Source organism: Carboxylicivirga linearis (assembly GCF_018271995.1).
Classification (GTDB): Bacteria; Bacteroidota; Bacteroidia; order Bacteroidales; family Marinilabiliaceae; genus Carboxylicivirga; species Carboxylicivirga linearis.
Map to the genome: position 1 here is coordinate 45545 of NZ_JAGUCO010000017.1, position 26309 is coordinate 71853.

A 26309-nucleotide genomic window follows, 5' to 3' on the forward strand; every position below is an offset into this window, starting at 1 on the left:
AAACTTCCGCTATGAGAAATCTACTTGCCATCCTTATAATTATCTTTTCATCCACTTTAGTACAAGCACAAATAAATAAAGCAAATGCCACTGGGGCATACATTTATAATTTTGCAAAACTCTCTTCATCACCTAAACAAAATCAATTTTCAACCTATCCCATTGTGGTTGTTTCAAATAACCAATTATTGATTGAGGAGTTTAAAAAGATGGCGCAAAACAATAAAGTTAATGGTAAACCTATTCAACTTACAATCGACAACAATGCTACAAGTAATTTTGAAGAAGCCTGCCTTGTCTTTATCAGTTCTGACATGAATGATCATTACAGATCTATTTTTAATCAAACCAAAAATAGCGAAGTACTTCTTGTAAGTGAAAATTACAAAGACAAAACAAGCATTATGCTCAACCTTTATGAGTCTTCGGATCAAACAATGAAATTTGAAATGAACAAGGGTAACATTTACGATAGAAACATAACTATTAGCGATGAAATTTTATTGATGGGTGGTAACATTGTTGATTTAACAGAATTATACATTGAGACTCAAAAAGAATTACAAAGTTCGGATAGTAAAATAGAAGAAATTGAAGATAGCTTATCAACCTTAAGTTCCGAAATTGGGAAGAATCAGCAACAAATAGCTAAGCAGGATCAAGCTCTTGAACAACAGAAAGAAATAATTAGCAAACAGAAACAAGAGCAACAAAAGCTAACCTCCAACATTTCGGAACAAAAACAACAATTAATATCTGTTCAGGATGCTTTTACGCAAAATGAGGCAAAAATGCGCTTGTATAACGACAGCCTGATTCATTCTCGCGAAATTCTTCAATCGTTCCAGAATCAGATAGCTGAAAACAACCAAATTCTGCTCGATCAACAAGATGAAATAAAAAACAATAAAGAGGTACTATCGCAAAAAAATACAGTGATTAGAAAACAACGTATTGTGGTAGCTTTTTTTGTGGTTGGAATTACCGTTAACCTCTTACTACTTATTTTATTACTAAAGAGTTTAAAAGATAAAAAAAGAAAAAACAAACAACTAAGAAAGCAAAAGGCAGAACTGGCAAAACAAAATGAAGTTTTGGAAAAGAACAGCAATTTAATTGAATCAATGATGGATGAATTGAGCGACAACAATGAAGAGCTCACCACCATGCTGGAAGAAAACAAGCGCATGCAAAACAAATTGGTTCAATCCGAAAAAATGGCTTCTTTGGGTGTATTGTCTGCAGGTATAGCCCACGAAATAAATAATCCAATTAACTTCGTTTACGCTGGAATCAACAGTCTTTTGCGCGATTTTGAAGACATTAAACCGGTAATTGACGAGGTAAGTAAACTAAATGTCGACAACAATAATCTCAATGAAAAAATTGAGCTGATAAAAAAACTGAAAGAAGAAAATTACTTTGATGAAGCCATGGAAGCAATTCCAGAAATTATCAGCGACATAAAATTAGGTGCCGACCGAACAGCAGAAATAGTGAAAGGACTTCGCAACTTCACACATATGGACTCTGACAATCAGGAAAAGCTAAATATTAACGAAGGACTCGATACTTCGCTCTTGCTACTAAAAAACAAATACAAAAATCACATTGAAATAGTAAAAGACTACAGCCAAAACATTCCTGATCTTTTATGCTTTCCCGGTAAAATAAATCAGGCTTTGCTGAATATTCTGGCCAATGCAGTAGATGCTATTAAAGACAGAGGAACAATTTGGATAACCACAAATCATACCGATGCTTTTATAGAAATTATAATCAGAGATAATGGTTACGGTATTCCGGAAGAAATCCAAAGTAAGATATTTGATCCCTTTTTCACAACCAAATCGGTTGGTGAAGGTACGGGTTTAGGATTAGCCATAACTTTTGGCATAATTGGCGAACACAATGGTACTATAGAAGTTAATTCTAAAGATGGTGAAGGAACTGAATTCATCATTCAACTACCCATTCAATAATTGCGAAATATGAGATACAAAGTACTATATGTTGATGACGAACAAAGTAACCTGAGAATTTTCAAAGATACTTTCAGGCGCGATTTTGAGGTTTTTATTGTTGATTCAGGAGCTAAGGCTATTGAGCTAATTAGTAAAACAACTATTGATCTGGTAATAACCGACCAACGAATGCCCGAAATGACCGGCGTTGAATTATTAAGAGAAATAACCCATCGTTTTAATGATATACCTCATAACCGTCTTATTTTATCGGGATATGCTGAGGACTCTGAAATTCAAGAAGCGTTTAACAATTATCATCTTTCAAAATTCATAAGCAAACCCTGGGATTACGAAGATCTTAAAAAAGTTATAATTCAATCTATGGAAGAAAATTAATGCTATCACTCCATTAACTCCTTATTTAATTATTATCTTTAAACAACCAAACTATGACTCTAACTGCAACTATGGAAAAGTACAACATTTTATACGTTGACGACGAACCCAGCAACTTAAGAATATTCAAAGATACTTTCCGCAGAAGCTTTAATATTCATATAGCTACCTCGGCTAAAGAAGGTATTCAAATTCTGGACAACCACAATATTGATTTAATTATTAGCGACCAGCGCATGCCGGAAATGACAGGCGTTGAATTATTAAAATACTCTTTTCAAAAATACCCTAAAACAAACCGTATTTTATTAACTGGCTATTCCGACATCAAAGCAATTGAAGAGGCCATCAACCAGGCTCGGGTTTTTCAGTACGTTCAAAAACCCTGGAGCGAAAAAAGTCTACTCGAGATTATTGGCGATGCTCTGCGTGTGCAGGAGCTGGAAGAAGAGAATGAACGCCAAAAGGAAGCCCTGAAGATAGCCAAGGAAAAAGCCGAAAAGAGCGACCAGTTGAAAACCGAGTTTATTTACAACTTAACCCACGAAATACGAACTCCAATGAATGGAATCATTGGGTTTGCTTCTTTGCTTGAAAACGATGACATTGACAAATCAGATAGAAAGCATTATTTAAAAATAATACAAAACAGTACCTCTCAATTACTCCGTATTATTGATGACATACTTGAAATTTCACAACTAGTAACCAAGCAAGTTAATGTTCAAAAATCAGAGTTTAACCTAAACGATCTATTAAAAGAATTACATTCATTATTTAACCTCAAAATTAAAGATAGCAAACTACAGCTTTTTTTGAACTGTGATAGTTTTAATACGGATGAAGTAATAACTACAGACCGCGCCAGACTTTATACTATTTTGAGCAATTTACTTGATAATGCCATTAAATTTACCAACGAAGGACATATCGAGCTTAGTTGTATAAAAGAAAATGATACCATTAAAATTTTTGTAAGAGATACAGGCATTGGTATTCCGGAAAATAGTATTCAAACCATTTTCCAACGCTTTTCACAAGCCGAAAAAGATGCTGTTAATAAATCCGGAGGATTAGGACTGGGATTATCTATAGCACAAGAAAACGCGAAGCTCATCAACGGAGAGTTATCTGTGGAATCAAAAATTGGTGAAGGATCTACTTTTTGCCTTACTCTGCTTCAGAAATAAAAAAAGGCAAATCGTAACTGATTCGCCTTTTTTTGGTGTTGCCTTTTGACAATTATTTTTTGATTACTTTCCTAAATGCAAAGCCCTCTTTTCCTATTACCTTAACAAGGTATATGCCGGAATTATATCCACTTAGATCGCAGTTAAACTCAATTTTTTGTTCTTTATAACTGTTAACTTTCATGCCCGCACTGTTATATATATCAACACTAATTAATTGATCAGCCTTTACGGTTAAATTACTGTTGGTAGGATTAGGAAACACCTGAAGATCAATCCAGTCTTCAGTGTTTATACCGGTAGATGTAGAGAAGGATTGAGTAATTTTAATAGTTTCCCTCTGTCCGCTTTTTGATGTAATAGTAATTCTGTTCGTTCTTTCCTCTGATAAAGTATTTGCGGTTGCGGTAATAGTTAATGCACTACTCCCCGTCCCTTCGAGAGGCGAAACACTCAACCAAGAATCATCTGTTACCCTTATGCTCCACGATCCATTACTCTCAAGCTCAACAGAAGTACAAATGGTATCCTGGTGCGTAAAGTCCAAATCGGAAACTGAACTTATCAACGTTTCATCAAACGATTCTACATACCAACGCTGGCAGTCATGATTGGTATTAGGCCATAACTTAACCTGATAATCCGAAGTATACGCATAAGGAATCTCCAGTAAATTATCCTGAGCTGAGGGATAAACTAATGTTTTCCCGTTGGGTGATTGTGCTACTCTAAATTTCTGATTGATGGATCCCGTATAAGAATCTGTTAATCTCAATATATCACCATTATTATCCCCGGCTGCTTCTATATAAAGTGTTTTATCATCATAACTCCTGATGGTATATTCACCTGTTCCTAATGAGGAAAACAACCATTTTTGGGTATCATACAGATCATTTTCAGCATACTGATACAACACTCTGCCATCAGCAGAAGAATGACCTTGTACATCCAGCATTTTATTACTATTCGCGTTCTTCAAAGTATAATAACCAGGATCAAGATAATTCATCGATATTGAAGGCCATCCGTCAGCACCCCATTTTAGGAATCCCATACCTAAAGTAGGTCCACCTTTATAATCGGCAGCCTCACTTGGATAATATCCATTAGGTGAATAATAATGAAAACTCACATGATCAACACCATTCTCTCGATACACCCCAATGTGACCAGGTCCAAAATACCGATCCTCTTCTCCCCTTGAATCATTATGCCTTAACACCACTGTTCCTCCACTGCTGGTACCGTAAGCAACCATGTTCCTTCCAATTTTATCAACAAAGGGTCCCTTAGGACTTGTTGATCGTCCCATAACCACATAATAGGTACTGGCTATACCATTGCAACAACCACCTTTATTATAAAAAAGGTAATAGTAACCGTCTCTATATATCATACAAGCTCCCTCACCTTCGGCATAGCTATTACTATTAGGACCTGTCCAAGAATTAGCGATTGTAGTCCCGGGCAAGTTACCTTCATAACTTTTAGGCTTACCCGAAACAGAATCAATTTCTGTAACAACCATTCCTCGCGAATTAAACGAACCATATACCATCCATATTTTGTTATCATGTCCTCGTGATAATGCGGGATCGATTGCGTTTAAGGCTAAACCAGGTTGATATGACCAAATCCCAAGAAATCCAACATCAGTCCAACCGTAATCAGCATCCTCAGGATTAAGACTCTTAGTGGTTACACAACCAATGGTTGATGTCATAGTACCCCATTCCGAACAAGAATAATACAAATAGTACTGATCATTCATATAGATTATATCAGGCGCCCAGAAACCACCATGAAATACAGGATTTCCATCACCATCGGTTGCACCGTTTACATAATCGTTTATCCAATCTGGAAATTCGGTCTTCGTAAATGGAGATGGTCCTTGTTGCCAGGTCACCAAATCATATGAATACATGGCATGAATTCCGTCGCCGGTGCCAAATACCCAGTATTTATCACCACACTTCACAATACTGGAAGGGTCATGTATACCTGCTGGCCAGGATTGGGCTCCAACCTTTGAAACACCCATTAAACCGACAAATAACAGGATCGTAATCAGTATTTTTTTAGATGTAAAAGTTAATTCTTTCATATATGAATTTTAGTTACAAAATAACAGCTCAGCAAAAAAACAAAATGTATTGATTAAAAAAAATGACAGTTAAATAATTACAAAATTATCCTCCTTAAATATCAATTTTGAATCAAATAGGATTAAAAAAAACGCCGTAACTAAATGTAAAATTAAAGTTACGGCGTTTTTCTTATGTATTATTGAGTTATTCTGTTATTAATATTTTTTGCTTACTCATACCCTTACTGGTATAGATACAAACAAAGTGTAATCCTGCAGATAGCTCTGAAGCATCAATATGGATTCGTGATGCTCCTACATCCTTCATTTTATATACAACTTCTCCTTTCAGATCCACAATCTCAACACGATCAATAATAGTATTATCTGTTTGTTCAATATTCAAAATTCCACTTGTTGGATTTGGGTATAACTTTACAGCACTAACACTCAAATCATCAATTGCCGTTGTACCTGTAACAGAAATTATACCTTCAGAATTCAACTTCGATAAATCCCACTCTAATCCTTCACCCGGACTAGCAGGTGAGATACCAGCGAAACTACCTTCAATGGTAGAGGCATCAAACAATTTAAAACTATCACCAGCTTCTAATGCTGCGCCGTTTAATTCTGAAATATTTAATGTACCGGCAAGCGTTAAAGTATTACCAGATACGAATTGATCATTATCGCTTCCATTCTTGTCCAACTCAAAATAAAGAACTGATCCGGCATGGAAGGTAACTGATCTTTGACAGGTTAATGTACCAACGCCGTCGTTACCCGGTGCAACTATTGAACCATCATAAAAAGTTATGTTCCCATTTAAATTCCCTTCACCAGACAGAGTACCATTACCATACACTCTTAAAGATCCGGATAAGGTATTGGATCCTTTACGCACTCCACCTGATAAGACAGAAACAGTTCCGCTTACACTTCCTGATCCATCTAATGTAGCTCCGTTTCTGATCATTAAAGAACTGGTTCCTGTGGCACTTCCACCATTATTTGCCACTACAAGTGTTCCACCGTAAACATTTGTGCTTCCACTGTAATCATTAGCATTGGTTAACGTCCAGCTTCCTTCACCATATTTATTGATAGTTGACGATCCGGTAAATAATCCCCGGAATATAGCATCGTTATTATTATATCCAACGTTATAGGTGGCTCCCGACATTGTGGCACCTGCCTCACCGCTTAAGGCTCCGAATGCCATTGTCCCTCCTGCAATATTATAAACATAAAGGTCAGAACTTACATGTACAGAAGCCTTTCCAAAGCCGTAGTTGTTATTAATACGGAAGTCTCCTCCATCACCATCAGTTGTAACATTAATGGTGCCTTCAAAATTAGACCAGTCACCATTTAAATCATTTCTAATCCAGGGTGAATACAAATTCAAGGTTCCTTTTCCGAACAACTTACCGGTTAATGAACTTCTACTGTCTAAACGCAATGTTCCTCTTTCTCCTTCCGGAACTACAATATGCCATCTACAACCATCGGTGTATGAATAACTATTATCTAACATTGCCAGAGTTCCACCCTTTAAAGTAAGCGTATCTCCTAAACCATTAATATTAGCAACATCTTCCAATAGTTGTATAGTACCGGCCTCAATTACTGTACCTGCATGATTATTGACTGTCTCAAGACACAATGTACCACTACCTTTTTTAATCAAGCGACCAGAGCCGGTTAGGCTACCTTTTACAATTATACTACCTCCATTAACATTAATGGTTCCATCATTCTCACCTAATGTAATACTACGGTCTGTAGTTACTTCAGAGAAAGCTGCATATTGTAATTCACCTCCGTTAATGACTAAATTGGAAGCATCAGCTGACGATGAACCGATAGGCGAATTATATCCTCCATTGGCCAATGAACTTACACGAAGTATACCACCCTCAATAATGGTTGCGCCTGTATAACTATTTGAATTTAAAATAGCGAACATACCGTCTCCTCTCTTTGTAAAATTGGCATCTCCGGCAATTTTACCCGATCCTGAAAGTATCATTGTATTATCCGACTCACAAAGAAAATCGCTTACTGCATATTCCCCTTTAATTTCTATACTTCTCTGAATAGCCGTATTATCAAACACCACGGAATCTTCTCCTAAGAAATAATCCTGTACTCCCTGGTTATCCCAGTTAAGCGTATTAAATAAATCCCAGGTTTTATTTACACTACCTTTCCATACTACTGTTCCTGGCAATCGGGTATCCGCAACTTCTAACTTAATTTCTCCCGATTCAATAATAAGTTCAAACGGTAATCCAGGTAATCCTTCAATCTTAATATCTTCTATACTTCCGTTAAAGGCACCTGTAAACTTGGCCAATATATATGTACCTGCAGTTAATTTCCCATCTAAACGATTAATATTAATAGTAACGTTACCGTTTACATTAATATCTCCGTCAACTACAATAATATCATTAAGCTTATCTACCGCTTCAATGTCGTCTGACAAATCCATGTAAACAGTAGTTTTATCACCCAGACTTAAATGCTGATTTATAAAGATACTATCCGCATCCTCTTTTGCATTACTCACAATCAACTCTCCATAAGTCTCAACATCAATTCCTTTTTTAAACAAACCTGAACCAGCCACAGTAGCAAACCTTTTAGCATAAACCGGTCCATTCAGCTCTCCTGACAATGTAAGTTGTCCATCCCAAACTCTGGTAATTCCGGTGAAGGTATTAGCTGTTTCGATGGTTAAATTACCTTGACCTGCTTTGGTTAAATCAGTCTCCCCAGAAATAAAACCTTCTCCTGTAAATGTAAAATCATTTGGACTAATAACCCGAATATCTTCAGGAACCAATTCTCCAGCCAGTTCCACCAAAGATTGACTACTTGAAATATCAAACAACAGGCTATCTCCGTTTGAGAATAATATTTCACTACCATCCTTCTTCCATGAAGCTGAACTTAAATCCCAAACTCCACTAGTAAACACCAGCTGTCCGGGAATTAATATTGGTGATGGAGGAATTGAATCCATATCATGTCCAATAAAAAAAGATGGATGAGGTGGTTGGTTATATGAATTAGGCTGCCATGCAATTGCAGCTCTGTATTGAGGATCGTGCATTAAAGTATAGATCTTTTCTGTTGTTGTATAAGGAGTAGAATAAATACGCAACGCACTATTATCTGATGTTCTCCAGATGGCTTCTTCACGCCAGTCACCTAAAATATCAGCACTTAACGCAGGATTACCTTTGGTCCAGTTATCAGATAAAGTTCCTTCGGCATATAACAACTGATTATTGGCTCCATTATTATATTTTGTAATTGTTCCAACACCATGATCATCATACCATGCATGATCTAACATTTCACGTGTTACATCACCATCCCACCAGATAAAAAAGTTCATTGATCCGGGAGCTGCTAAATCTGTTATTTCTTTTCCTGTTGAACTTAAGAAAGGAAAGCCTGATGGTCCCCACATTTCCATTCCTGGATAATCAGGTGTGATATCAGCTGCACCACAGCGTCCCATATCTCTTCCTATATTTTTGTAAAACAGAATCTCGCCGGTACCTGCATCGCGGTAATTACCACCAGCATAATTCTCCAAACATCCAAAAAATTCCAGCCCTTTTCTATTAGGATTAATATCGGCTAAGTGCTGAGCATCGCCATGTCCCAATCCTGTAGAATACAATCCGGTACCATCATTATTAATACACATTGAACCATACATGATTTCATCACAACCATCTCCGTCAACATCACCTTGGGTAAGGTTATGATAACCTTGCTGTGCATAGTCCGGATTATTATTGGAGTCAAAGTTCCATTTTTTTGTCAGCGCATTATTTTCAAATGAGAAGGCCTCTAAAACAATACGCTCGTATATACCACGGCTAATAACAATATCAGGATTAACCCCATCGAGATAGGCAACTGTGAACATACATTTAGTTGAACGGTGACCACCATCATCGCGTCCCCAATCGGTAATATTACCCCTGGGAATATAATTGGTACGTGCCATTTCCTCTCCTGTTTCACCATTTAAAACAGATAGATAATCGGGTCCTGCGGTCCGATATCCCACACTTGAAATTGAATATCTGTAATTGATTACACCATCACCATCAGCATCACCAATATCATTACCAACACCATCAACAAAACCGTCAGACGTTCGCAATGCTACTTCAGCTTTACCATCTCCGTCAAAATCGTATACCAAAAAGTTAAATTCAACATTGTTATAAATATTAGGCCCCATATTAACGGCCCAGAGTAAAGTACCATCAAGCTTATAAGCCTCTAAATAATGATAATTACTAATGCTTGCATCACCCTTGGCCAATCGCTTTACAATAATTTCATATTGCCCGTCTCCTGTTAAATCACCAACCGAAGCATCATTCAATTCATAGGTATCAAATCCTCCGTCAATTTCTCTAACAGGCACATCTAAGTATGTTTGCGCCCACACTTCACATGTTTCACTCTCGGTTTGTTCTTCTCCTTTAATAACCAACTTTAACTCATAGTTTGAGCTAGTTGCTCCAGAAGCATCAAGATAATTAGTGGCTCCATCAATAGGAGTGCTATTTATCTTTGCACCATTGCGATACAAATTATAACTAACATCTTTTTGTTCCCATCCAAGTACTCTCCAACTTACTAAGACTCCTCCACTAGTTTTTACGGCTAATAAACCGTGATTCAACTTCTCCATTTTCCGCTGGGAAAAACCCTGAGAAGAAAACACAAATAACACTAATAGAATAGTCCAAATCTGGTAAAAATGTCTTTTCATAAAAATAATTTTGGCTGTCTTAATGTATCTATCAAAGCATGTGTAAAAAAGGGATTTTAATGCTAATAAATGATACTAAAAAGTTAACCCCCAAATATAGAGTCTTCCACTTAACTCTCCTTATTAGAAATTGAGGTATTAATTACATTTTTTCAACTTTTTTAATGTTTAAAAAGTAGCAGTAGCACTTTTAAGATGAGTACAATTATACATATGGGAGTTAAACACAATTCACACCAACACTCCAACACTCCCCCTATCACCTCTATTTCATAACATTATAACACACCACCTCAAACAATATCGGTGATACAAAACATGGAAAATAATCCGTAAACCCAATACTAATAACAGATCTTTAAGTCCCATTTGAATCCTAATTTTTCCTAATTACTCTAACTATACTTCTAACTTTATTATAAATAATAAGCAGTATTATATTCTTTCTTTTCTTATTTTCTGAATACATTTGTAAGAAACCTCAATATATAATTCAATGAGTTCAAATCAATTTTCTAATCTTAATTCTTCCAACCCCTGGCTGGAAAAATTATTCAAAAACATCAAAGCCGTTATTGCAATAGCTTTCATTGCCATTGTGCTAACGACAGCTTTCTTTCAGGTTGGTCCTGAAGAAGTTGGTGTAATTGTTCGTTTTGGCAAATACCAACGAACTGTAGACCCCGGACTTAATTATAAAATTCCGTTTATGGAAACGGTTTATAAGGTACCTATCGAACGTCAGCAGAAACTGGAGTTTGGATTTAGAACCACTAAACCCGGTGTTAGAACTGAGTATACCCGCCGAGGCACCATGGACGAATCGCTGATGTTAACAGGTGATCTCAACCTTGCTGATGTGGAATGGGTAGTGCAATATAGAATTGACAACGCTTACAATTACCTATTTAAAGTTCGCAACCCCGAAATCACACTGCGTGATATCTCAGAGGCTGCCATGCGCCAAATTGTTGGTGACAGAACAGTTAATGAAGTACTAACCGTTGGTCGTACCGAGATAAGTAGCAAGCTGCAAGAGCTGATGCAACAAGTTTGTAGAGAATATTCTCTTGGTGTAAAGATAGAGCAGGTTGTACTGCAAGATGTAAATCCACCAGAGCCAGTGAAAGCAGCCTTTAATGCGGTTAACGAAGCGCAGCAGGAGAAAGAAACACTTATTAATCAAGCCAAAGCAGAATACAACAAGGTAATTCCAAAAGCCGCGGGACAAGCCAAAGAAACGATTCAAATGGCCGAAGGATATGCTTCGGAGAGGGTTAATAATGCAAAAGGTGATGTGGCTCGTTTTAATGCTTTGTATAAAGAGTACGTTAAAGCGCCTGAGGTGACTAAAAAACGTATCTACCTTGAAACAATGGAAGATGTTATTCCTCGTTTAGGAGAAAAAATTATAACTGACCAAAAAGGAAACAATGTTTTACCATTGCTACAAATGCAACTAACACAACAAAACAAATCAACCAATGGACAATAAAAAATTCATCATATTGATCGTATTAGGGGCGGTTGTAGTTTTTCTTCTATCAACGGCCACTTACGTAGTTAATGAAGCCGAACAGGTGGTAGTTACTCAATTTGGTAAGCCCGTTGGGCAACCAATAGTTACCCCCGGAATTAAATTTAAAATACCATTTATTCAAACAACACATTTCTTTGATAAGAGGTATTTAGAATGGGATGGTGATCCTAACCAGGTTCCAACAAAAGACAAGAAGTTTATTTTTGTTGATACTTATGCCCGCTGGCAAATTATTGATCCTCTTCAGTTTTTTAAACGATTAACTAACGAAAGAGGTGCCATCTCTCGTATTGACGATATATTAGATGGTGAAACCCGTAACTACATTGCCAAACACAATATTGAAGAGGCTGTTCGATCAACCAATCGCACACCTGTATCTTCTGGTGTTATTGGCGAATTAATTGGCGATAGCTTAACTACCATTAAGGTGGGTAGAGATCAAATACAGGAAATGATTCAGACTTCAGCCAATGAACAAGCTAAAGACCTTGGTATTGAAATTCTGGATTTCCGTTTTAAGCGAATTAACTACGTTGAGGAAGTACAAACTCAGGTTTACGAAAGAATGAAAAGTGAGCGTAATCGTATTGCCGATAAATTCAAATCAGAAGGTCAGGGAGAAGCCTCCAACATAAACGGTGAGAAAGAACGTGAACTGCGTCGTATTGTTTCTGAAGCCTACAAAACAGCCGAAGAGATTAAAGGTAGAGCCGATGGAGAAGCCGCTCGCATTTATGCAGAGGCTTACGACAAAACAGCTTCATCAAGAGAATTATACGGTTTTATGAAATCTATGGAAGCCTACCAAAAAACATTTGATAGCAAAACACACATTATTCTATCAACCGACAGTGAGTTCTTTAAGTATTTAAAGTCGATGCGATAGGTATTAATAACATAAAACGTAAGAAAAGCAGAATCAGTTTGGTTCTGCTTTTTTAATTTATTTTTTATTCCGGATCACTTTAAAAGGTTGAGGAGAATCTGAAAGTTGATGTTAAACTCTATTTATATTCGAATAACTTAAGAACCAGAATCACTCCACTCGAAACATAGTTTCGAACTTCGGATTGTTAGTGATAGTTGCGAACATGGCGGAATGGTGGCGTCGAGGAACGAGAAGTTGTACCTGAAGCCATAAGTTCGTCAACGTTGCGCAGCAATCGCCTCAATCCGAAAGATTTTTGATTCTCTGGCTGACGACAGGCAGGTTTTTCTAAAAAAGGAATAATAGAATTCTTCGCTCAAGCCGCGGGGCTCTTACTTTTTTCAGCAGTCAAAAAAGTAAGCAAAAAGTCCGCCGACAACAGCACTCACTTACCCACTTGAGCAACGCTTCGGGAAAAATTTAAAGATTTACAGTATGTATCTCAAATTTTTCTATCCTCCTCTTTTGCTAGTGGGTCCCAAGCTGCGTTGTTGAGGTCGGAGTGACGAGATAACAATATAGTCGCCAACACCGACACTCCCATCAAATAAGGATAAAACAAATACTGCATTATTTCAAAAGGAGTTACCGTCATCGAAGCCAAACCAACGGCTGCCAGTATCTGGGCTCCATAAGGCAGAGCACCTTGCACAAAGCACGACGCTGTATCCATTAAACTGGCCGAACGCTTGGGTTCAATCGTAAATTTGGTAGCAATATTTTTAACAATTGGGCCACCCATTAGAATTGCAATGGTATTGTTTGCTGTAAAAACATTTACAATGGAAGTAACGGCAACAATAGTTATTTCAGCCCCTCGCTTCCCTTTGGCTCTTTTTTCAATAGTATGAAGTAAATAGTCTATACCACCGTTTGCCTTTACAATCTCAACCAATCCGCCGACCAAGAGCGATATAACTACAATCTCAGCCATCCCCAACATTCCATTACTGGTAGCTGACATTATTTGCCATCCATCCATTACCGCATCATTAACAGGCAATACTAAACCTACAATTGCCGACAAAATAGTTCCGCCCAGCAACACTACAAAAACATTCACACCTGCTAAAGCAAATACTAAAACTGCCAAATAAGGAATGATACGAAGCCAATCTCCTGACAGCAATTCCACATCTTGCTGATCACCCGATCCACCCAACAATAAATAAAGAATTATTGAAATAACTGCCGCCGGCAAAACCAGCTTAATATTCATATTAAACTTATCGCGCATAGAACTGCCTTGTGTTCTTGCTGCTGCAATAGTAGTATCTGATATCATCGATAAATTATCGCCAAACATAGCACCACCAATTACCGCTCCCAATGCCAGTGCAGACGAAAACTGTGCTGTTTCGGCCAGCTCTAAAGCAACCGGCGAGAGCGCTACTACAGTTCCTACCGAAGTACCCACCGACAAAGCAATAAAACTGCCAATCACAAATAATCCAACCAACAGTACCTCACCCGGCAGAATACTTAAACCTATCCGCACAGTAGCATCAACAGCACCCACTTCGCGGGCCAATCCGGCAAAACCACCTGCCATCAAAAAAATCAGACACATCATCATTATTCCTGAGTGTCCCATTCCCTTGGTGAAAAGCTCCATTTTTTTCGAAATGGTTTTACCGGGTGCCATAGCCACAGCAACAATGGCTGCCACAAAAAACGAAATTAAAATAGGCATTCGATAGAAATCGCCTCCAATAATTCCGGGTACCAAATAAATAACAAGAAATATACCGACCGGCAACAAGGCCTTTAAACCATTCATCTTCATGCTAAAAACTTTAAGTCGCAAAAAAACAAAAAATTAAAGAGAACAGCTAAACTCAAACAACTCACTTAGTTTTTTTTAGCGTTTTTTAGACTTATACCTGCTTTCGACATTATTAACAATAATATTGCTTTACCCAAAGTACTCATTGCTTTACTGTAAGTGCTTAATTTGCCATCCCTAGATAGCAATGCTTTAATCTAAGTGCTTAAATTGTAATCTAGAGATGACATTGCTTTACCTAAAGTACTCAATGCTTTACTCTAAATGCTTAATTTGTAATCCCGAGATAGCAATGTTTTCATCTAAGAGCTTAAATTGCAATCCAGAGATGACAATGCTTGTAATTCGTCCTAAAGAATTGTTGATAGATATTAATTAACCTGATAACAGAAGAATATAAAGGAAACAAAAAAGGGCAGGAAATAATCCTACCCTTCGTGAGCCAATGACGAGAATTGAACTCGTGACCTCTTCCTTACCAAGGAAGCGCTCTACCCCTGAGCTACATCGGCAAAATGTGAGCGAAAAACGGGACTCGAACCCGCGACCCCGACCTTGGCAAGGTCGTGCTCTACCAACTGAGCTATTTTCGCAATAAACACTGTTTCTTTTAACAGCGGTGCAAAAGTAGAACTTTTTTAATTTTCCGCAAATACTTTTTATTTTTTTTCATCCTATATAGCGCTTCATATGTTGTATTCCCACACAAAACTCATTTGATTCTAATGCATTAATCGGTTAACTTTAATAAAAGATTTTAACGCTTAAGTTTATTTTAATCCGTTCAATTATGATTATTAACAAGCCTACTATTATTTTATTTATTAGCATCAGCTTGTTTTCCTCCATAGTTGCTCAAGAAAAAAGAAGTTGGTCATTTGAGTTTTTACCCGGTATTGCTGTTGTACCACCTATGCCGCTTAAAATAGAACAAGATGGTTTTAACGACCTTACAATAACAGCTCATTACAAAACCGAGTCATTACGATTACCTATTTACTATTCCTATCGTTTAGGAAGCTACAAGAATAACAAAGGCTGGAGTCTTGAAATGAATCATCTTAAAATATTTCTAAAAAACACCAACGATGAGATTCAACAAATAAGTGTTTCTCACGGATATAATCAGGTATTTCTTAATCATCATATACTAAAAGAAAAATATACCTGGATAATGGGTGCAGGTGCCGTTATCGGACATCCTGAAAGCACCATTCGAAATCAAACATATACAGAGAAAGGAGGACTTTTTAATGATGGTTACTACCTTGCCGGAATAACCCTACAGGGAGCCATTTACTACCCACTCATTAACACTAAGCATTTTTGTTTACCTCTGGAAGCAAAGGTAAGTGCAGGATATGGAACCGTTCCTATTGTAGATGGTATGGCTCACATACCGGTTATTGCCTTTCACTTGTTAATGGGCCCATGCTTTAAATGGTGACGAATTATTAAAGAAAGTAAAAACTATATTAAAGTTTAAAGTTACATCTACGGTTTTTTATTGCGATTTATTACTTTTGCATCACTAACAAAACATTATCATGAATAAGAATAAGGAGATAATTCTTTTAAATATATCGGGAGAAGACAAACCGGGATTAACGGCTGCATTAACTAATATTCTATCTAATTACGATGTTAATATTCTGGATATTGGTCAGGCTGTTATACACGAAGATTTAGGTTTAGGTATTTTATTTGAAGTGCCCGCCACTAACGAATCCTCTCCTATTTTAAAAGATCTTCTTTTTAAATCATACGAGCTGGGTGTGAATATCAAATTCACTCCTATTACCGAAAAGAAATACAACGAGTGGGTAGGTCACCAAGGGAAAGAACGCTTTATTATTACATTATTATCCCGTAAGCTGCAAGCTTCTCAGCTTTCGAAAGTAACCGATGTAATATCTACTCAAGGATTAAATATTGATTATATCACGCGTTTGAGTGGTCGTGTCATGTTAAACGATGATCAAAAAAATTCCAAATCAGTTGTGGAATTTTCGGTACGCGGAACACCAAAGAACTCTGAAGGTATGAAGCAGGAATTTATGTCAATATCAAAAGAATTTGGCATAGATATCGCTTTCCAGGCCGACAACATATTCCGCCGTAACCGCCGATTGGTTTGTTTTGATATGGACTCAACACTTATTCAAACAGAAGTTATTGACGAGTTAGCCATTAAAGCCGGTGTAGGTGATAAGGTAATTGCCATTACCGAAGCTGCCATGCGCGGCGAGATCGACTTTAATGAAAGTTTTAAGCAACGGGTGGCTCTTTTAAAAGGATTGGATGAATCGGTAATGAAAGAAATTGCCGAAAATCTGCCTATTACCGAAGGAGCTGAGCGTTTATTTAAAACACTTAAGAAATACGGTTACCGAACAGCCATTTTATCGGGTGGATTCAACTATTTTGGTAATTATCTAAAAAGCAAACTGGATATCGACTACGTTTTTGCCAACGAACTGGAAATACTAGATGGTAAGTTAACAGGTCGTCATACAGGCGAAATTGTGAATGGTGAGAAAAAAGCAGAACTTCTTAAACTTCTTGCTTTCAAAGAAGATATCCACCTCGATCAGGTGATTGCTGTGGGTGATGGATCAAACGATTTACCAATGTTGAAACAAGCTGGTTTAGGTATTGCTTTTCATGCTAAGCCTAAAGTAAAAGCATCGGCTAAAAACCATATATCAACCATTGGACTGGATGCGATTTTGTATTTATTAGGCTTCAGAGACAGAGAAATAAATATCTAATCTCTGATAGAAAACTCCAGTTTTTCAGCATTGCAAGCCGTAAATACGAAGCTTTCTTTGACAGAGATTGTGTTTTATTACAAACACCTTCCAAACATATCAACACCATTTAACAATTGATGACTACTTTATAAGTCAGATATTACTACTTTTGCGCCCAAATTTTAGTATGTAAGGAATGAGCAAAGGTATTTTTCACAGAGCCGAGTTGATACTGGGAACCGATAAGATGCAAAACATTGCATCTAAAAAAGTGATTTTATTTGGCATTGGAGGTGTTGGCAGTTGGTGTGCCGAAAGTCTTATCCGTACAGGAGTGATGGATTTAACCATTGTTGATAGCGATAGAGTGACAGCCAGTAACATCAATCGTCAGTTAATGGCAACCTCCAAAACGGTTGGCGAAGTTAAAACCGAAGCACTGAAAAATCGTTTGCTCGACATCAACCCCAATGCTAATATTACTTCGCTTCAGAAGATATACAGTCGTGAAACATCGCAAGATTTCGACCTAAATAAATACGATGTAATTATTGATGCCATCGATAGCCTGGGCAGTAAGGTTCACCTTATCAGGGCGGCCACCGAAACTGATGCTCTTTTTGTTTCATCAATGGGAGCAGCTTTAAAAGTAGATCCTACCCGAGTTCGGGTTGATGAATTTTGGAAAGTTCAGGGCTGCCCTCTGGCCCGTAAAATCCGCAAACTGGTTCGTAAAGTGGGTAAACCTGGTAAACCATTTATGTGCGTTTACAGCGATGAAGTGATGGAAAACATCGTTTTGGATGAACCTACAAACACAGAGCATCAACCCGAAGAAAAAGAAACAACCGGCCCCGGTGATCCTGAACTGGTTAATCATGATTGGTCCGATAAAAAAGCAGTTATCAACGGATCATTAGCCCATATTACAGCCATCTTTGGTTTTACTTTGGCCGGTTTAATCATTCAGGAACTTACTAAATAAAAGGAGACACAAGCTTTATCGGCAAAAAGGTTTCAAAATCCTATCTTTAGGGTTCGAAAAACCTAAAAGATGAAATTTACATACCTATTTTCTCTACTATTAATTGTACTAAGTTCTTGCCATTTAATTCCCACACAATGGCCCGAAGATGGTGTACCCCATCCTTTGGCAAAAGAACGAGCAGCTCGCATCCAGAATTTAAATTACTTTTTATCAATGGATGTGCCAGATAAGGCATCTGAATCAATTTCCGCTCAATCCCTTATAAGCTTTTCTCTTTCCGATCAAACAGATGATCTTTTTTTGGATTTTAAAGCCGACAGTGCTCAATTACAACAAATAATTTTAAATAACGATACGCTCATTCCACGCATTGTTAATGAGCATATCATGCTTCCTAAGGCATCGCTGAAAGAGCAAAATGAAGTAATGATTGATTTCATTATGGGCGATGGGCCTTTAAACCGTAACGATAATTACTTCTATTCGTTATTTGTACCAGACAGAGCCCGATCAGCCATTCCTTGTTTCGATCAGCCTGATATAAAAGGTGAATTCTCAGTTAAAATGACCATCCCTCAACATTGGGAAGGAATTGCCAACGGTGTACAGATACTAACTCAGGATTTAGATATGCATAGAAAAACAGTTGAGTTTGCTTTATCTAAACCGATCAGCACATATTTATGGGCGTTTGCTGCCGGTGAGTTCAAACGCGAAACGATTGAATGGAAGGGTAAGTCCATTGGTCTGTATCATATGGTCGATGACACATCAAAAGTAAATCGTAACCTTAAAACCATTTTCTCCCAAACAACAAAATCACTGGATTGGCTCGAAGACTATACCAGCTATCCGTATCCATACGAACATTATAATCTGGTAGCCATCCCATCTTTTCAGTTTGGAGGCATGGAGCACCCGGGAGCAACCTACTATCGTTCTGAACGGATTTTCCTGGATGAAAATCCAACGCAGAATGAAGAAATAAATCGTGCCAACCTAATAGCGCATGAAACAGCTCATATGTGGTTTGGGGATTTGGTAACCATGACATGGTTTGAAGAAGTATGGCTAAAAGAGGTCTTTGCCAATTTTATGGCTGATAAAATAACGCAACCATGGTTTGATAACATCAATCATAAGCTTCAATTTTTGTTAGCACACTTTCCGAGTGCCTACTCAGTTGACAGAAGTGAAGGAACCAATGCCATTAATCAGAAGTTACTTAACCTAAAGAATGCTGGAACATTGTACGGTTCCATTATTTATCACAAATCACCTATTGTAATGGCCCAACTCGAAAATATGGTTGGTTCAGATAAATTACAAACAGGAATTCAGGAATACATTAGCAGCTTTGCCTTTGCCAATGCTACATGGGACGATTTAATTAATTGCATTGACAAACTAACCGAACACGACCTGAGTGTTTGGAGTAACACCTGGGTAAATGAGCCTGGCCGTCCGGTTATTGCCATGACGCCACCAAATGACAATTATGATTCATGGACATTGCAACAATTTCCTGAACACCCCGAATTAACCTCAGAAACTACCTACTGGCCACAACAATTAAACATTCTGAATGCTAACAATAATTCTAAAGTGGAATATTTTGATGCCATTGTTTCGGTTGATAAGAACATAGCATATCCCAACACATTATTCTTTAGTGATGAAATGGGATATGGTCTTTTCAGAATGAATGGTCAACAGATTAATTATTGGATGAATCACACTTTTGATTTGGAAGATCCTTTACTAAGAGGCCGGTCAACCATTAATTTATATGAAAATTTTTGGGACGGAAGAATTGATCCTTCTAAATACATCAATTTCTTACTAAAAAACATTTATACAGAAGACGAACCTCTATTAATCAATCTATATGCCAATCAGTTGAAAAGCATTTTCTGGAAAACCATCCCTCAGGATTCATGGGTAAGAATAAGTAAAGAGATTACAAAAACGGTTCGCACCAAAGCAAAGGCAATTGATAACCTGGCGACAAAAAAAACTTTATTAAATCTTTGGATGAATATTGCCTTGGATACCCAATCGTATGAACAAATGGTTGAACTGTGCGATAAAGAAAACACCTTTTATGGCGCCGAACTAAGTGATCGTAATCGCGTTGATATAGTTTCACAACTAGCAATTAAGCAATTCCCGAATTGGCAAGCTTGTTACAATAAAGTCATCAAGCAAATAGAAAATGACGATTTGAAAAATATGATGACATTCGCACTCCCCGCCCTTTCAAACAATACCAAAGACAGAGACTTATTCTGGGCATCATTAAGTAACCAGGAAAATCGCTCAAAAGAAAAATGGGTTGAGCTCTCTCTCTCCTATCTGCACCATCCGCTGCGCCAACAACATTCCATTCATTATCTTATGAAGAATTTAGAAATGCTGGAAGAAATACAAATGACCGGAGACATCTTTTTCCCGTTTGGCTGGCTTCAAAACAGTTTAGGTATGTATTCATCGAAGAATCTTGTTGACATAGTTGATCAGTTTTTGACTAATCATCCTAATTACCCCGATCACCTTAAAAAGAAGATTTTACAGAACATCGACCAAGCTAAACGATCTGTTACAATTAGAAAGCAGTTTTACAAAACCGCCTTCTAAACAAGCCCTTAAAACACTATCAATGAAGACGTTTGTTAATTAGTGAAATTTTTCTGAAATTAAACCAATTTAATACTATCTTCGCAAAATCAAATAACAGGTTTTCTGATGGAAATTATTATTAAAGAAGTAACAAATAACCAGACTCTTAACGACTTTGTTAAGTTTCCGTATCAACTATATAAATCAAATAAATATTGGGTACCTCCAATGATCGACGAAGAAAAAAGTGCGTTGGTACCTGAGAAAAATCCTGCATTTGAATTTTGTACCGTTAAGTTGTGGGTAGCCTACATCGACAATAAATGTGTTGGTCGTGTTGGGGGTATCATCAATTCATTGTGGATTGAGAAAAAAGGCGAAAAAGTAGGCCGTTTTACTCGTCCTGAATTTATCGACAACAAAGAGGTATCAGCCAAGTTGATGGAAACCGTAGAGGGTTGGTTAAAGTCGGAAGGCATGATTGAAGTACAAGGCCCATTAGGCTTTTCGAACCTTGATCATCAGGGCTGTTTAATTGAAGGGCACGACTGGCTTCCTTCTGTTGCTTCAGATTACCATATGGATTATTACCTTGAGCATTTTGAAGCTTTGGGTTACGAAAAAGAAATTGACTGGTTAGAATTTCGAATTACTTTCCCTGACGCTTTACCTGAAAAATCGTTTAAGGTAGCCGATATGCTTATTAAGCGTTATGGATTAAAACCTCAAAACTTTAAATCATCCAAAGAGCTTGAGCCCTATAAAGAGAAGGTATTTGAACTATTCAACAAAGCTTTTGCTGAGTTATTCGGAACCTTTAAACTTCCTCCTAAGGTGATTGAGTTTTATATGAATAAATATTTTCCGATTCTCAATCCCAGATATGTAAAAATCATATTGGATAAGGAAGATGAAATGGCCGGTTTCCTGATTGCTTTACCGTCACTTTCTAAAGCCATGCAAAAAGCCAAAGGTAAATTATTACCATTCGGATGGTGGCATATTATGAGAGCGTTAAAGAAACCTACTGAAATGGACTTAATGCTAACAGGCGTTAAACCCGAATTGCAAAAGATGGGTGTGGCTGCATTGCTAATGAACGACCTTTGGAAAACAGCCAAAGAAGATGGCATTAAATATGTTGAAACAACAGGAATGCTTGAAAACAACCATGTAGCTATTCAAATGTGGAAATCATTTGATCACATACAACATAAACGTAAGCGTTGCTTCAAAAAGACACTAAACTAAAAAATCTTAAATAGTAACTTTTCAGGTGTCTGTTTTCTTTTCAGACACCTTTTTTTGGGCTTATATATTAGTAATTACAAAAAATGAACAAGGCAGCTTTTTTCAGCGAACTAAAGAGTTATCTTATTATCACAGCAGGGCTGATGATTAGTTCGATTGGATGGACAGGATTTATTATTCCTTCCAATATTGTTGGTGGAGGTATTATGGGACTTTCGTCTTTAATTTACTTCCTGACTGATTTACCTGTTGGACCTACTAACCTGGTTCTCAATTCAATTTTGATATTGATTGCGATGAAGGTATTGGGTAAAGGTTTTGGTATTAAAACCATTTATTCATTAATCATGCTATCGGTCTTCCTTACTATCTTTCAATACCTTATTCCAGAGCCTATTGTTAAGGAAAAATTTATGGCTGCCATTATTGGTGGAGGTTTGATTGGTTTTAGTATCGGTATTTTATTTGTTCAGGGAGGAAGTACTGGTGGAACGGAAATAATTGCCATGCTTATCAACCGCAAACGTAATATTAGTCCGGGTAGAGTAATGATAGCATGCGATCTTGTTGTAATAAGTTCTTCGTATATCATTTTCCATTCACTAGAAACAATGGTTTATGGTTTTGTTGTAATTGGCTTAATGTCGTATGTTGCCGACTGGGTTTTAACCGGAGCCCGCCAATCGGTGCAGATAACCATCATATCATCTAAACCAGACGAAGTGGCTAAAATGATAGCCAGTCAGATTAACCGCGGACTCAGCTTTGTAAAAGGACATGGCTTTTACAGTAAAAAAGATCGTGATTTTATTGTGATGGTGGTTCGCAAATCAGAATCACATATGATTTTTCAAACCATCAAAGAAATTGATCCGGAAGCTTTTGTAACTGTAGCTAATGTAATGGCGGTTTACGGTAAGGGTTTTGATTCATATAAACCGCCCATTAGTGGGAATAAAAAGAAAAAAACAGCTATTTCTGATCAATCATCAGTTAAGCAAACTTCATAACCATTTAATTGCTCCAATACTTGCTCAAATTCCTCAGGTATTGGGGCTGTAACTTTCATTTTTTCAGTAGTTACAGGGTGAGTAAAGGTTAAGGTGTAAGCATGTAGCAATAACCTCTTTATATCGGTTTGCGCAGTCATAATCTTATTTAAAGTCCAATCGCCGTGCTGCGTATCACCCAAAATATCCAATCGTTCAAAGGCAAAATGTTGACGAATTTGATGCCAGCGCCCCGTCTCAGGCTTTGCAATAACCAAGCTTAAAGCAACGTCTGTAATATCTTTATAAGAGATTTTTGTTGAGATACTCTTTATGGTTTTATAGGCTGTATAAGCATTCACTCTTTTCTTCTTCTTTTTAATAACCACAGGTTTATTAAATGTTCCTTCACCCGGAATTCCTTTACAAACCACAGCATACGTTTTTTCAACTTTACGTTGTTCAAATTGCTGTGCTAGTTCAGAAGCTATTTCGCGTGAGAAAGCCAATACAATAACACCTGATGTTTTTGAATCAAGCCGATGAACAGGAAAAACCGATTTACCTGTTAACACTCCAATCTCCTTTGTCAAATAAGGAGCATCTGCAGGCATGAAGTCGTTTTTATGAATGGGCAGATCAACGGGTTTATCTACAACAATCAGATCATCATCCTGAAAAATCACTTTTATATCGCTCATGGCTCAAAGGTAATCAGAACGAAAGAAAAAGTGTGATATTATGAAACCAATGATCAGTACCTTCATTAAATTCTTTTCCTGTATAATTAAGATCAAACCTCAACCCAAAAGATTGATATATAGCGGTTATACCAGCCCTAAAGTTAGGCACTATGTATGATAAGTCATTAAATGGTATATAATGGATGTTCCTATTTCGATACCATCCACCTTGCAATGTGGCATTGTAAGCAACAAATCTCATGCTTGGTTCTGCCTCAATATAATACCTCCATTTAGAACTTCTGGAACTTACATTAACACCAAGACTCTGCATATAGCTATCCATCTTCCCAAACCTTACTAAAAGACCCATATTAGCATCATCATGCAAAGTACCAGCTCTTAACCTACCTTTTGCAAATGCTTCAAACAAATTTGTTGAGTGTATTTGTTGAAAAGCGATAAAATTATAATTAATAACCGGCCAATTATACTGCTGATAATGCCAGCCGTTAGGTAATGGATTATCTGTTATATCATGATAATAATATTGGACTTTTCCTGCTCCTGAAGCAGGCCCCATCACTCCAAGATCTAATTCGCTATGGTAAATTCTTTTTTTATCAAAAGTAGAACTTGTTACACCAGAAGTTACGAGTAAAACTCCGGCATATGGTCGGTCGTTGTATTGAATTTCATCACTTCTAATATCTTTGGGTGTATAGGTTTGTTGCAATACTGATAAACTATGAACAATTCTATCATAACCGCCTGTTTTTAACAAAATTAAATTAACAGGATTGTTACTAAGAAAAGGATCGTACATTCTGAATCCCAATCCTTGAGTATAATAATGGTCTGTTGTCATAAACACATCATTATCCCAAAGAAGTTGATATTGTTTAACAGGAACCATCAGCTGTGCCGGTGCAGGTGTAATAAGGTTAAGTAATATGAGGATAAAAAAAATATTCTTCATCTTCTTTACTTTTTCAGCATTATACCACAACTTTACTACCAAAGATTCACTATTTTTATCGTATCATACTTTTTTACATTAGTTTATTATCTATTAACATTTATAAGACCTGTTCCCAATGTTTAGAAAACTTCTTATTATATCTATTATAATTCCATTTTCAGTTCTATCATATGCTTCAAATGGAATTAGTCTTACTAAAAAGAATAAATCAGACAGTACTAAAACTTTACCTAAAAGATATAATTACCTTTCGTTACGTTACACTCCCGGCTATATACTGCCAACAAATGATTTTGTAAAAGGTGAAAATGAATCCGGTGATCCTATCAGATATTACCAAGCACTAGATATCTCTTATGGTGTTCAAACAGATGGTCGTAAAGACTGGCATCACATTTTTAACTTCCCATATTATGGAGTATCGTTCTATAATGCCAACTTTTTTAATGTTGATGAATTAGGATTGCCAACAGCCCTTTATGGATTTATTGGTATACCCATAAAACGAAAAGAAAACTCATTATTTGGTTATGAACTTGGCTTTGGATTGACCTATAACTGGGAAGCCTATGATGCGTACGATAACCCTTTTAATATAGCTATCGGATCGTATCGTACCGTATATGTAAATGCAAATATGTTCTACGAATATTACATTAACAAACGCTGGAGCGCAAGGGGTGGACTTGGCTTTACTCACTTTTCTAATGGAGGTACCAAAAAGCCCAATAGCGGACTTAATCTTGTCTCTCCATTTTTTCAATTAACATATAATTTTAAAGACAGACCCGAACTTATAAGAATTGCGCAACCAGAATACGAACAACATTACGAGGTTGCTATACAATTTGGTTCAGGTGCCAAAAATAAGATATACACGAACCGCGAGAATAAAGAATTGATTAATGACGCGATGTTTTCCTTCTCAAATATTTCTGCAGCGTTTTTAAAGCAAACAACATGGAAAAATAAGTTTGGAGCTGGTTTTGATCTTACTTATGATGAAATGATTGGATCTAAAGTTACTTACCCTGATAATGAAATTCCTGTGGTTCATCAAGCTGATAAATTTACTGATAAGTTGATACTGGGTTTATATGGAACTTATGAGTTTACAATTGATCGTTTATCGGTTGCATCATATTTTGGAGCTTTTGCTTTTCGCAATTCGCGCAGCAATGCCCCTAACCTATTATACCAAAAATTTGGCCTTAAGTATCATTTTAAAAGAGATATTTATGTTGGTTTGCTCGTTAGAGCTCATAACTTTTCTGTTGCCGACGTAATTGAATGGAATATTGGTTACAGAATTAAATGGAACTAGTA

Annotated in this window: 17 protein-coding genes and 2 tRNA genes; 12 read left to right on the plus strand and 7 right to left on the minus strand. The window is 37.0% G+C overall.

Features of this window, described 5'->3' with window-relative positions; all coding sequences use genetic code 11:
• Positions 1-11: 11 nt before the first annotated feature.
• Genes KEM10_RS16930 through KEM10_RS16940 form a run of 3 tightly spaced genes read left to right on the plus strand, consistent with a single transcriptional unit; the run spans position 12 to position 3553 of the window.
• Complete coding sequence (locus tag KEM10_RS16930) at positions 12-1982, plus strand: YfiR/HmsC family protein (RefSeq protein WP_212217218.1); 1971 nt, start codon at positions 12-14, stop codon at positions 1980-1982.
• A 9-nt stretch (positions 1983-1991) separates the two neighbouring features.
• Positions 1992-2363, plus strand: a complete 372-nt coding sequence (locus KEM10_RS16935; RefSeq protein ID WP_212217219.1) for a response regulator — start codon at positions 1992-1994, stop codon at positions 2361-2363.
• Between the two features lie 53 nt (positions 2364-2416).
• Positions 2417-3553, plus strand: a complete 1137-nt coding sequence (locus tag KEM10_RS16940; protein WP_212217220.1) for a hybrid sensor histidine kinase/response regulator — start codon at positions 2417-2419, stop codon at positions 3551-3553.
• A gap of 52 nt (positions 3554-3605) precedes the next feature.
• Here the strand turns inward: KEM10_RS16940 and KEM10_RS16945 are convergent, their stop codons facing one another.
• Positions 3606-5663 carry a family 43 glycosylhydrolase gene (locus KEM10_RS16945; protein ID WP_212217221.1) on the minus strand — a complete coding sequence of 686 codons (2058 nt, stop codon included), beginning with the start codon at positions 5661-5663 and terminating at the stop codon, positions 3606-3608.
• A gap of 187 nt (positions 5664-5850) precedes the next feature.
• On the minus strand, positions 5851-10461 hold the full coding sequence (locus KEM10_RS16950; RefSeq protein ID WP_212217222.1) for a rhamnogalacturonan lyase family protein: 4611 nt from the start codon (positions 10459-10461) through the stop codon (positions 5851-5853).
• Between the two features lie 496 nt (positions 10462-10957).
• Here KEM10_RS16950 and hflK point away from each other — a divergent pair, with 496 nt between their 5' ends.
• The gene (gene hflK, locus KEM10_RS16955; RefSeq protein ID WP_212217223.1) at positions 10958-11956 is read left to right on the plus strand and encodes an FtsH protease activity modulator HflK; all 999 of its coding nucleotides are present in this window, start codon (positions 10958-10960) and stop codon (positions 11954-11956) included.
• Positions 11946-12890 (plus strand): protease modulator HflC, encoded by a 945-nt coding sequence (hflC, locus tag KEM10_RS16960; RefSeq protein WP_212217224.1) that lies wholly within the window; start codon positions 11946-11948, stop codon positions 12888-12890. Before hflK ends, hflC begins: the two co-directional genes overlap by 11 nt.
• 484 nt (positions 12891-13374) lie before the next feature.
• Here the strand turns inward: hflC and KEM10_RS16965 are convergent, their stop codons facing one another.
• The 3 genes from KEM10_RS16965 to KEM10_RS16975 all read right to left on the minus strand — a co-directional run bounded on the left by KEM10_RS16965 (position 13375) and on the right by KEM10_RS16975 (position 15311).
• A complete protein-coding gene (locus KEM10_RS16965; RefSeq protein WP_212217225.1) occupies positions 13375-14718 on the minus strand; it encodes a Na+/H+ antiporter NhaC family protein in 1344 nt (447 codons plus the stop codon).
• Positions 14719-15158: 440 nt separating this feature from the next.
• Positions 15159-15230: transfer RNA gene (locus KEM10_RS16970), tRNA-Thr, on the minus strand.
• An 8-nt stretch (positions 15231-15238) separates the two neighbouring features.
• Positions 15239-15311 (minus strand) — tRNA-Gly (locus tag KEM10_RS16975).
• Positions 15312-15508: 197 nt separating this feature from the next.
• On the opposite strand from KEM10_RS16975, the gene KEM10_RS16980 reads away from it, so the two are divergent.
• From KEM10_RS16980 to KEM10_RS17005, 6 genes are all read left to right on the plus strand, one after another.
• Positions 15509-16165, plus strand: coding sequence for a hypothetical protein (locus KEM10_RS16980; protein ID WP_212217226.1), 657 nt, complete (start codon positions 15509-15511; stop codon positions 16163-16165).
• Between the two features lie 100 nt (positions 16166-16265).
• Entirely contained in the window at positions 16266-17489 is a 1224-nt protein-coding gene (gene serB / locus KEM10_RS16985; protein WP_212217227.1) for a phosphoserine phosphatase SerB, read from the plus strand.
• Positions 17490-17667: 178 nt separating this feature from the next.
• On the plus strand, positions 17668-18456 hold the full coding sequence (locus tag KEM10_RS16990) for a tRNA threonylcarbamoyladenosine dehydratase (RefSeq protein WP_212217228.1): 789 nt from the start codon (positions 17668-17670) through the stop codon (positions 18454-18456).
• Between the two features lie 69 nt (positions 18457-18525).
• Entirely contained in the window at positions 18526-21096 is a 2571-nt protein-coding gene (locus KEM10_RS16995) for a M1 family metallopeptidase (RefSeq protein ID WP_212217229.1), read from the plus strand.
• Between the two features lie 108 nt (positions 21097-21204).
• Positions 21205-22329: a GNAT family N-acetyltransferase gene (locus KEM10_RS17000; protein WP_212217230.1), complete on the plus strand. Its 1125-nt coding sequence runs from the start codon at positions 21205-21207 to the stop codon at positions 22327-22329.
• 83 nt (positions 22330-22412) lie between these two features.
• Complete coding sequence (locus tag KEM10_RS17005; protein ID WP_212217231.1) at positions 22413-23339, plus strand: YitT family protein; 927 nt, start codon at positions 22413-22415, stop codon at positions 23337-23339.
• On the opposite strand, the gene KEM10_RS17010 is transcribed toward KEM10_RS17005, so the two are convergent.
• Both KEM10_RS17010 and KEM10_RS17015 read right to left on the minus strand, forming a co-directional pair.
• Positions 23312-24019, minus strand: coding sequence for an RluA family pseudouridine synthase (locus tag KEM10_RS17010; protein ID WP_212217232.1), 708 nt, complete (start codon positions 24017-24019; stop codon positions 23312-23314). The genes KEM10_RS17005 and KEM10_RS17010 overlap by 28 nt on opposite strands.
• A gap of 13 nt (positions 24020-24032) precedes the next feature.
• Positions 24033-24980 carry a lipid A deacylase LpxR family protein gene (locus tag KEM10_RS17015; protein ID WP_212217233.1) on the minus strand — a complete coding sequence of 316 codons (948 nt, stop codon included), beginning with the start codon at positions 24978-24980 and terminating at the stop codon, positions 24033-24035.
• A gap of 118 nt (positions 24981-25098) precedes the next feature.
• Here KEM10_RS17015 and KEM10_RS17020 point away from each other — a divergent pair, with 118 nt between their 5' ends.
• Positions 25099-26307, plus strand: a complete 1209-nt coding sequence (locus tag KEM10_RS17020) for an acyloxyacyl hydrolase (RefSeq protein WP_212217234.1) — start codon at positions 25099-25101, stop codon at positions 26305-26307.
• Positions 26308-26309 lie beyond the last annotated feature (2 nt).

Excerpts from the sequence above, each read along its gene's own strand:
- KEM10_RS16930 (WP_212217218.1), top strand. The coding sequence starts at position 12 with ATGAGAAATCTACTTGCCATCCTTATAATTATCTTTTCATCCACTTTA.
- KEM10_RS16935 (WP_212217219.1), top strand. The coding sequence starts at position 1,992 with ATGAGATACAAAGTACTATATGTTGATGACGAACAAAGTAACCTGAGA.
- KEM10_RS16940 (WP_212217220.1), top strand. The coding sequence starts at position 2,417 with ATGACTCTAACTGCAACTATGGAAAAGTACAACATTTTATACGTTGAC.
- KEM10_RS16945 (WP_212217221.1), bottom strand. The coding sequence starts at position 5,663 with ATGAAAGAATTAACTTTTACATCTAAAAAAATACTGATTACGATCCTG.
- KEM10_RS16950 (WP_212217222.1), bottom strand. The coding sequence starts at position 10,461 with ATGAAAAGACATTTTTACCAGATTTGGACTATTCTATTAGTGTTATTT.
- hflK (WP_212217223.1), top strand. The coding sequence starts at position 10,958 with ATGAGTTCAAATCAATTTTCTAATCTTAATTCTTCCAACCCCTGGCTG.
- hflC (WP_212217224.1), top strand. The coding sequence starts at position 11,946 with ATGGACAATAAAAAATTCATCATATTGATCGTATTAGGGGCGGTTGTA.
- KEM10_RS16965 (WP_212217225.1), bottom strand. The coding sequence starts at position 14,718 with ATGAAGATGAATGGTTTAAAGGCCTTGTTGCCGGTCGGTATATTTCTT.
- KEM10_RS16980 (WP_212217226.1), top strand. The coding sequence starts at position 15,509 with ATGATTATTAACAAGCCTACTATTATTTTATTTATTAGCATCAGCTTG.
- serB (WP_212217227.1), top strand. The coding sequence starts at position 16,266 with ATGAATAAGAATAAGGAGATAATTCTTTTAAATATATCGGGAGAAGAC.
- KEM10_RS16990 (WP_212217228.1), top strand. The coding sequence starts at position 17,668 with ATGAGCAAAGGTATTTTTCACAGAGCCGAGTTGATACTGGGAACCGAT.
- KEM10_RS16995 (WP_212217229.1), top strand. The coding sequence starts at position 18,526 with ATGAAATTTACATACCTATTTTCTCTACTATTAATTGTACTAAGTTCT.
- KEM10_RS17000 (WP_212217230.1), top strand. The coding sequence starts at position 21,205 with ATGGAAATTATTATTAAAGAAGTAACAAATAACCAGACTCTTAACGAC.
- KEM10_RS17005 (WP_212217231.1), top strand. The coding sequence starts at position 22,413 with ATGAACAAGGCAGCTTTTTTCAGCGAACTAAAGAGTTATCTTATTATC.
- KEM10_RS17010 (WP_212217232.1), bottom strand. The coding sequence starts at position 24,019 with ATGAGCGATATAAAAGTGATTTTTCAGGATGATGATCTGATTGTTGTA.
- KEM10_RS17015 (WP_212217233.1), bottom strand. The coding sequence starts at position 24,980 with ATGAAGAATATTTTTTTTATCCTCATATTACTTAACCTTATTACACCT.
- KEM10_RS17020 (WP_212217234.1), top strand. The coding sequence starts at position 25,099 with ATGTTTAGAAAACTTCTTATTATATCTATTATAATTCCATTTTCAGTT.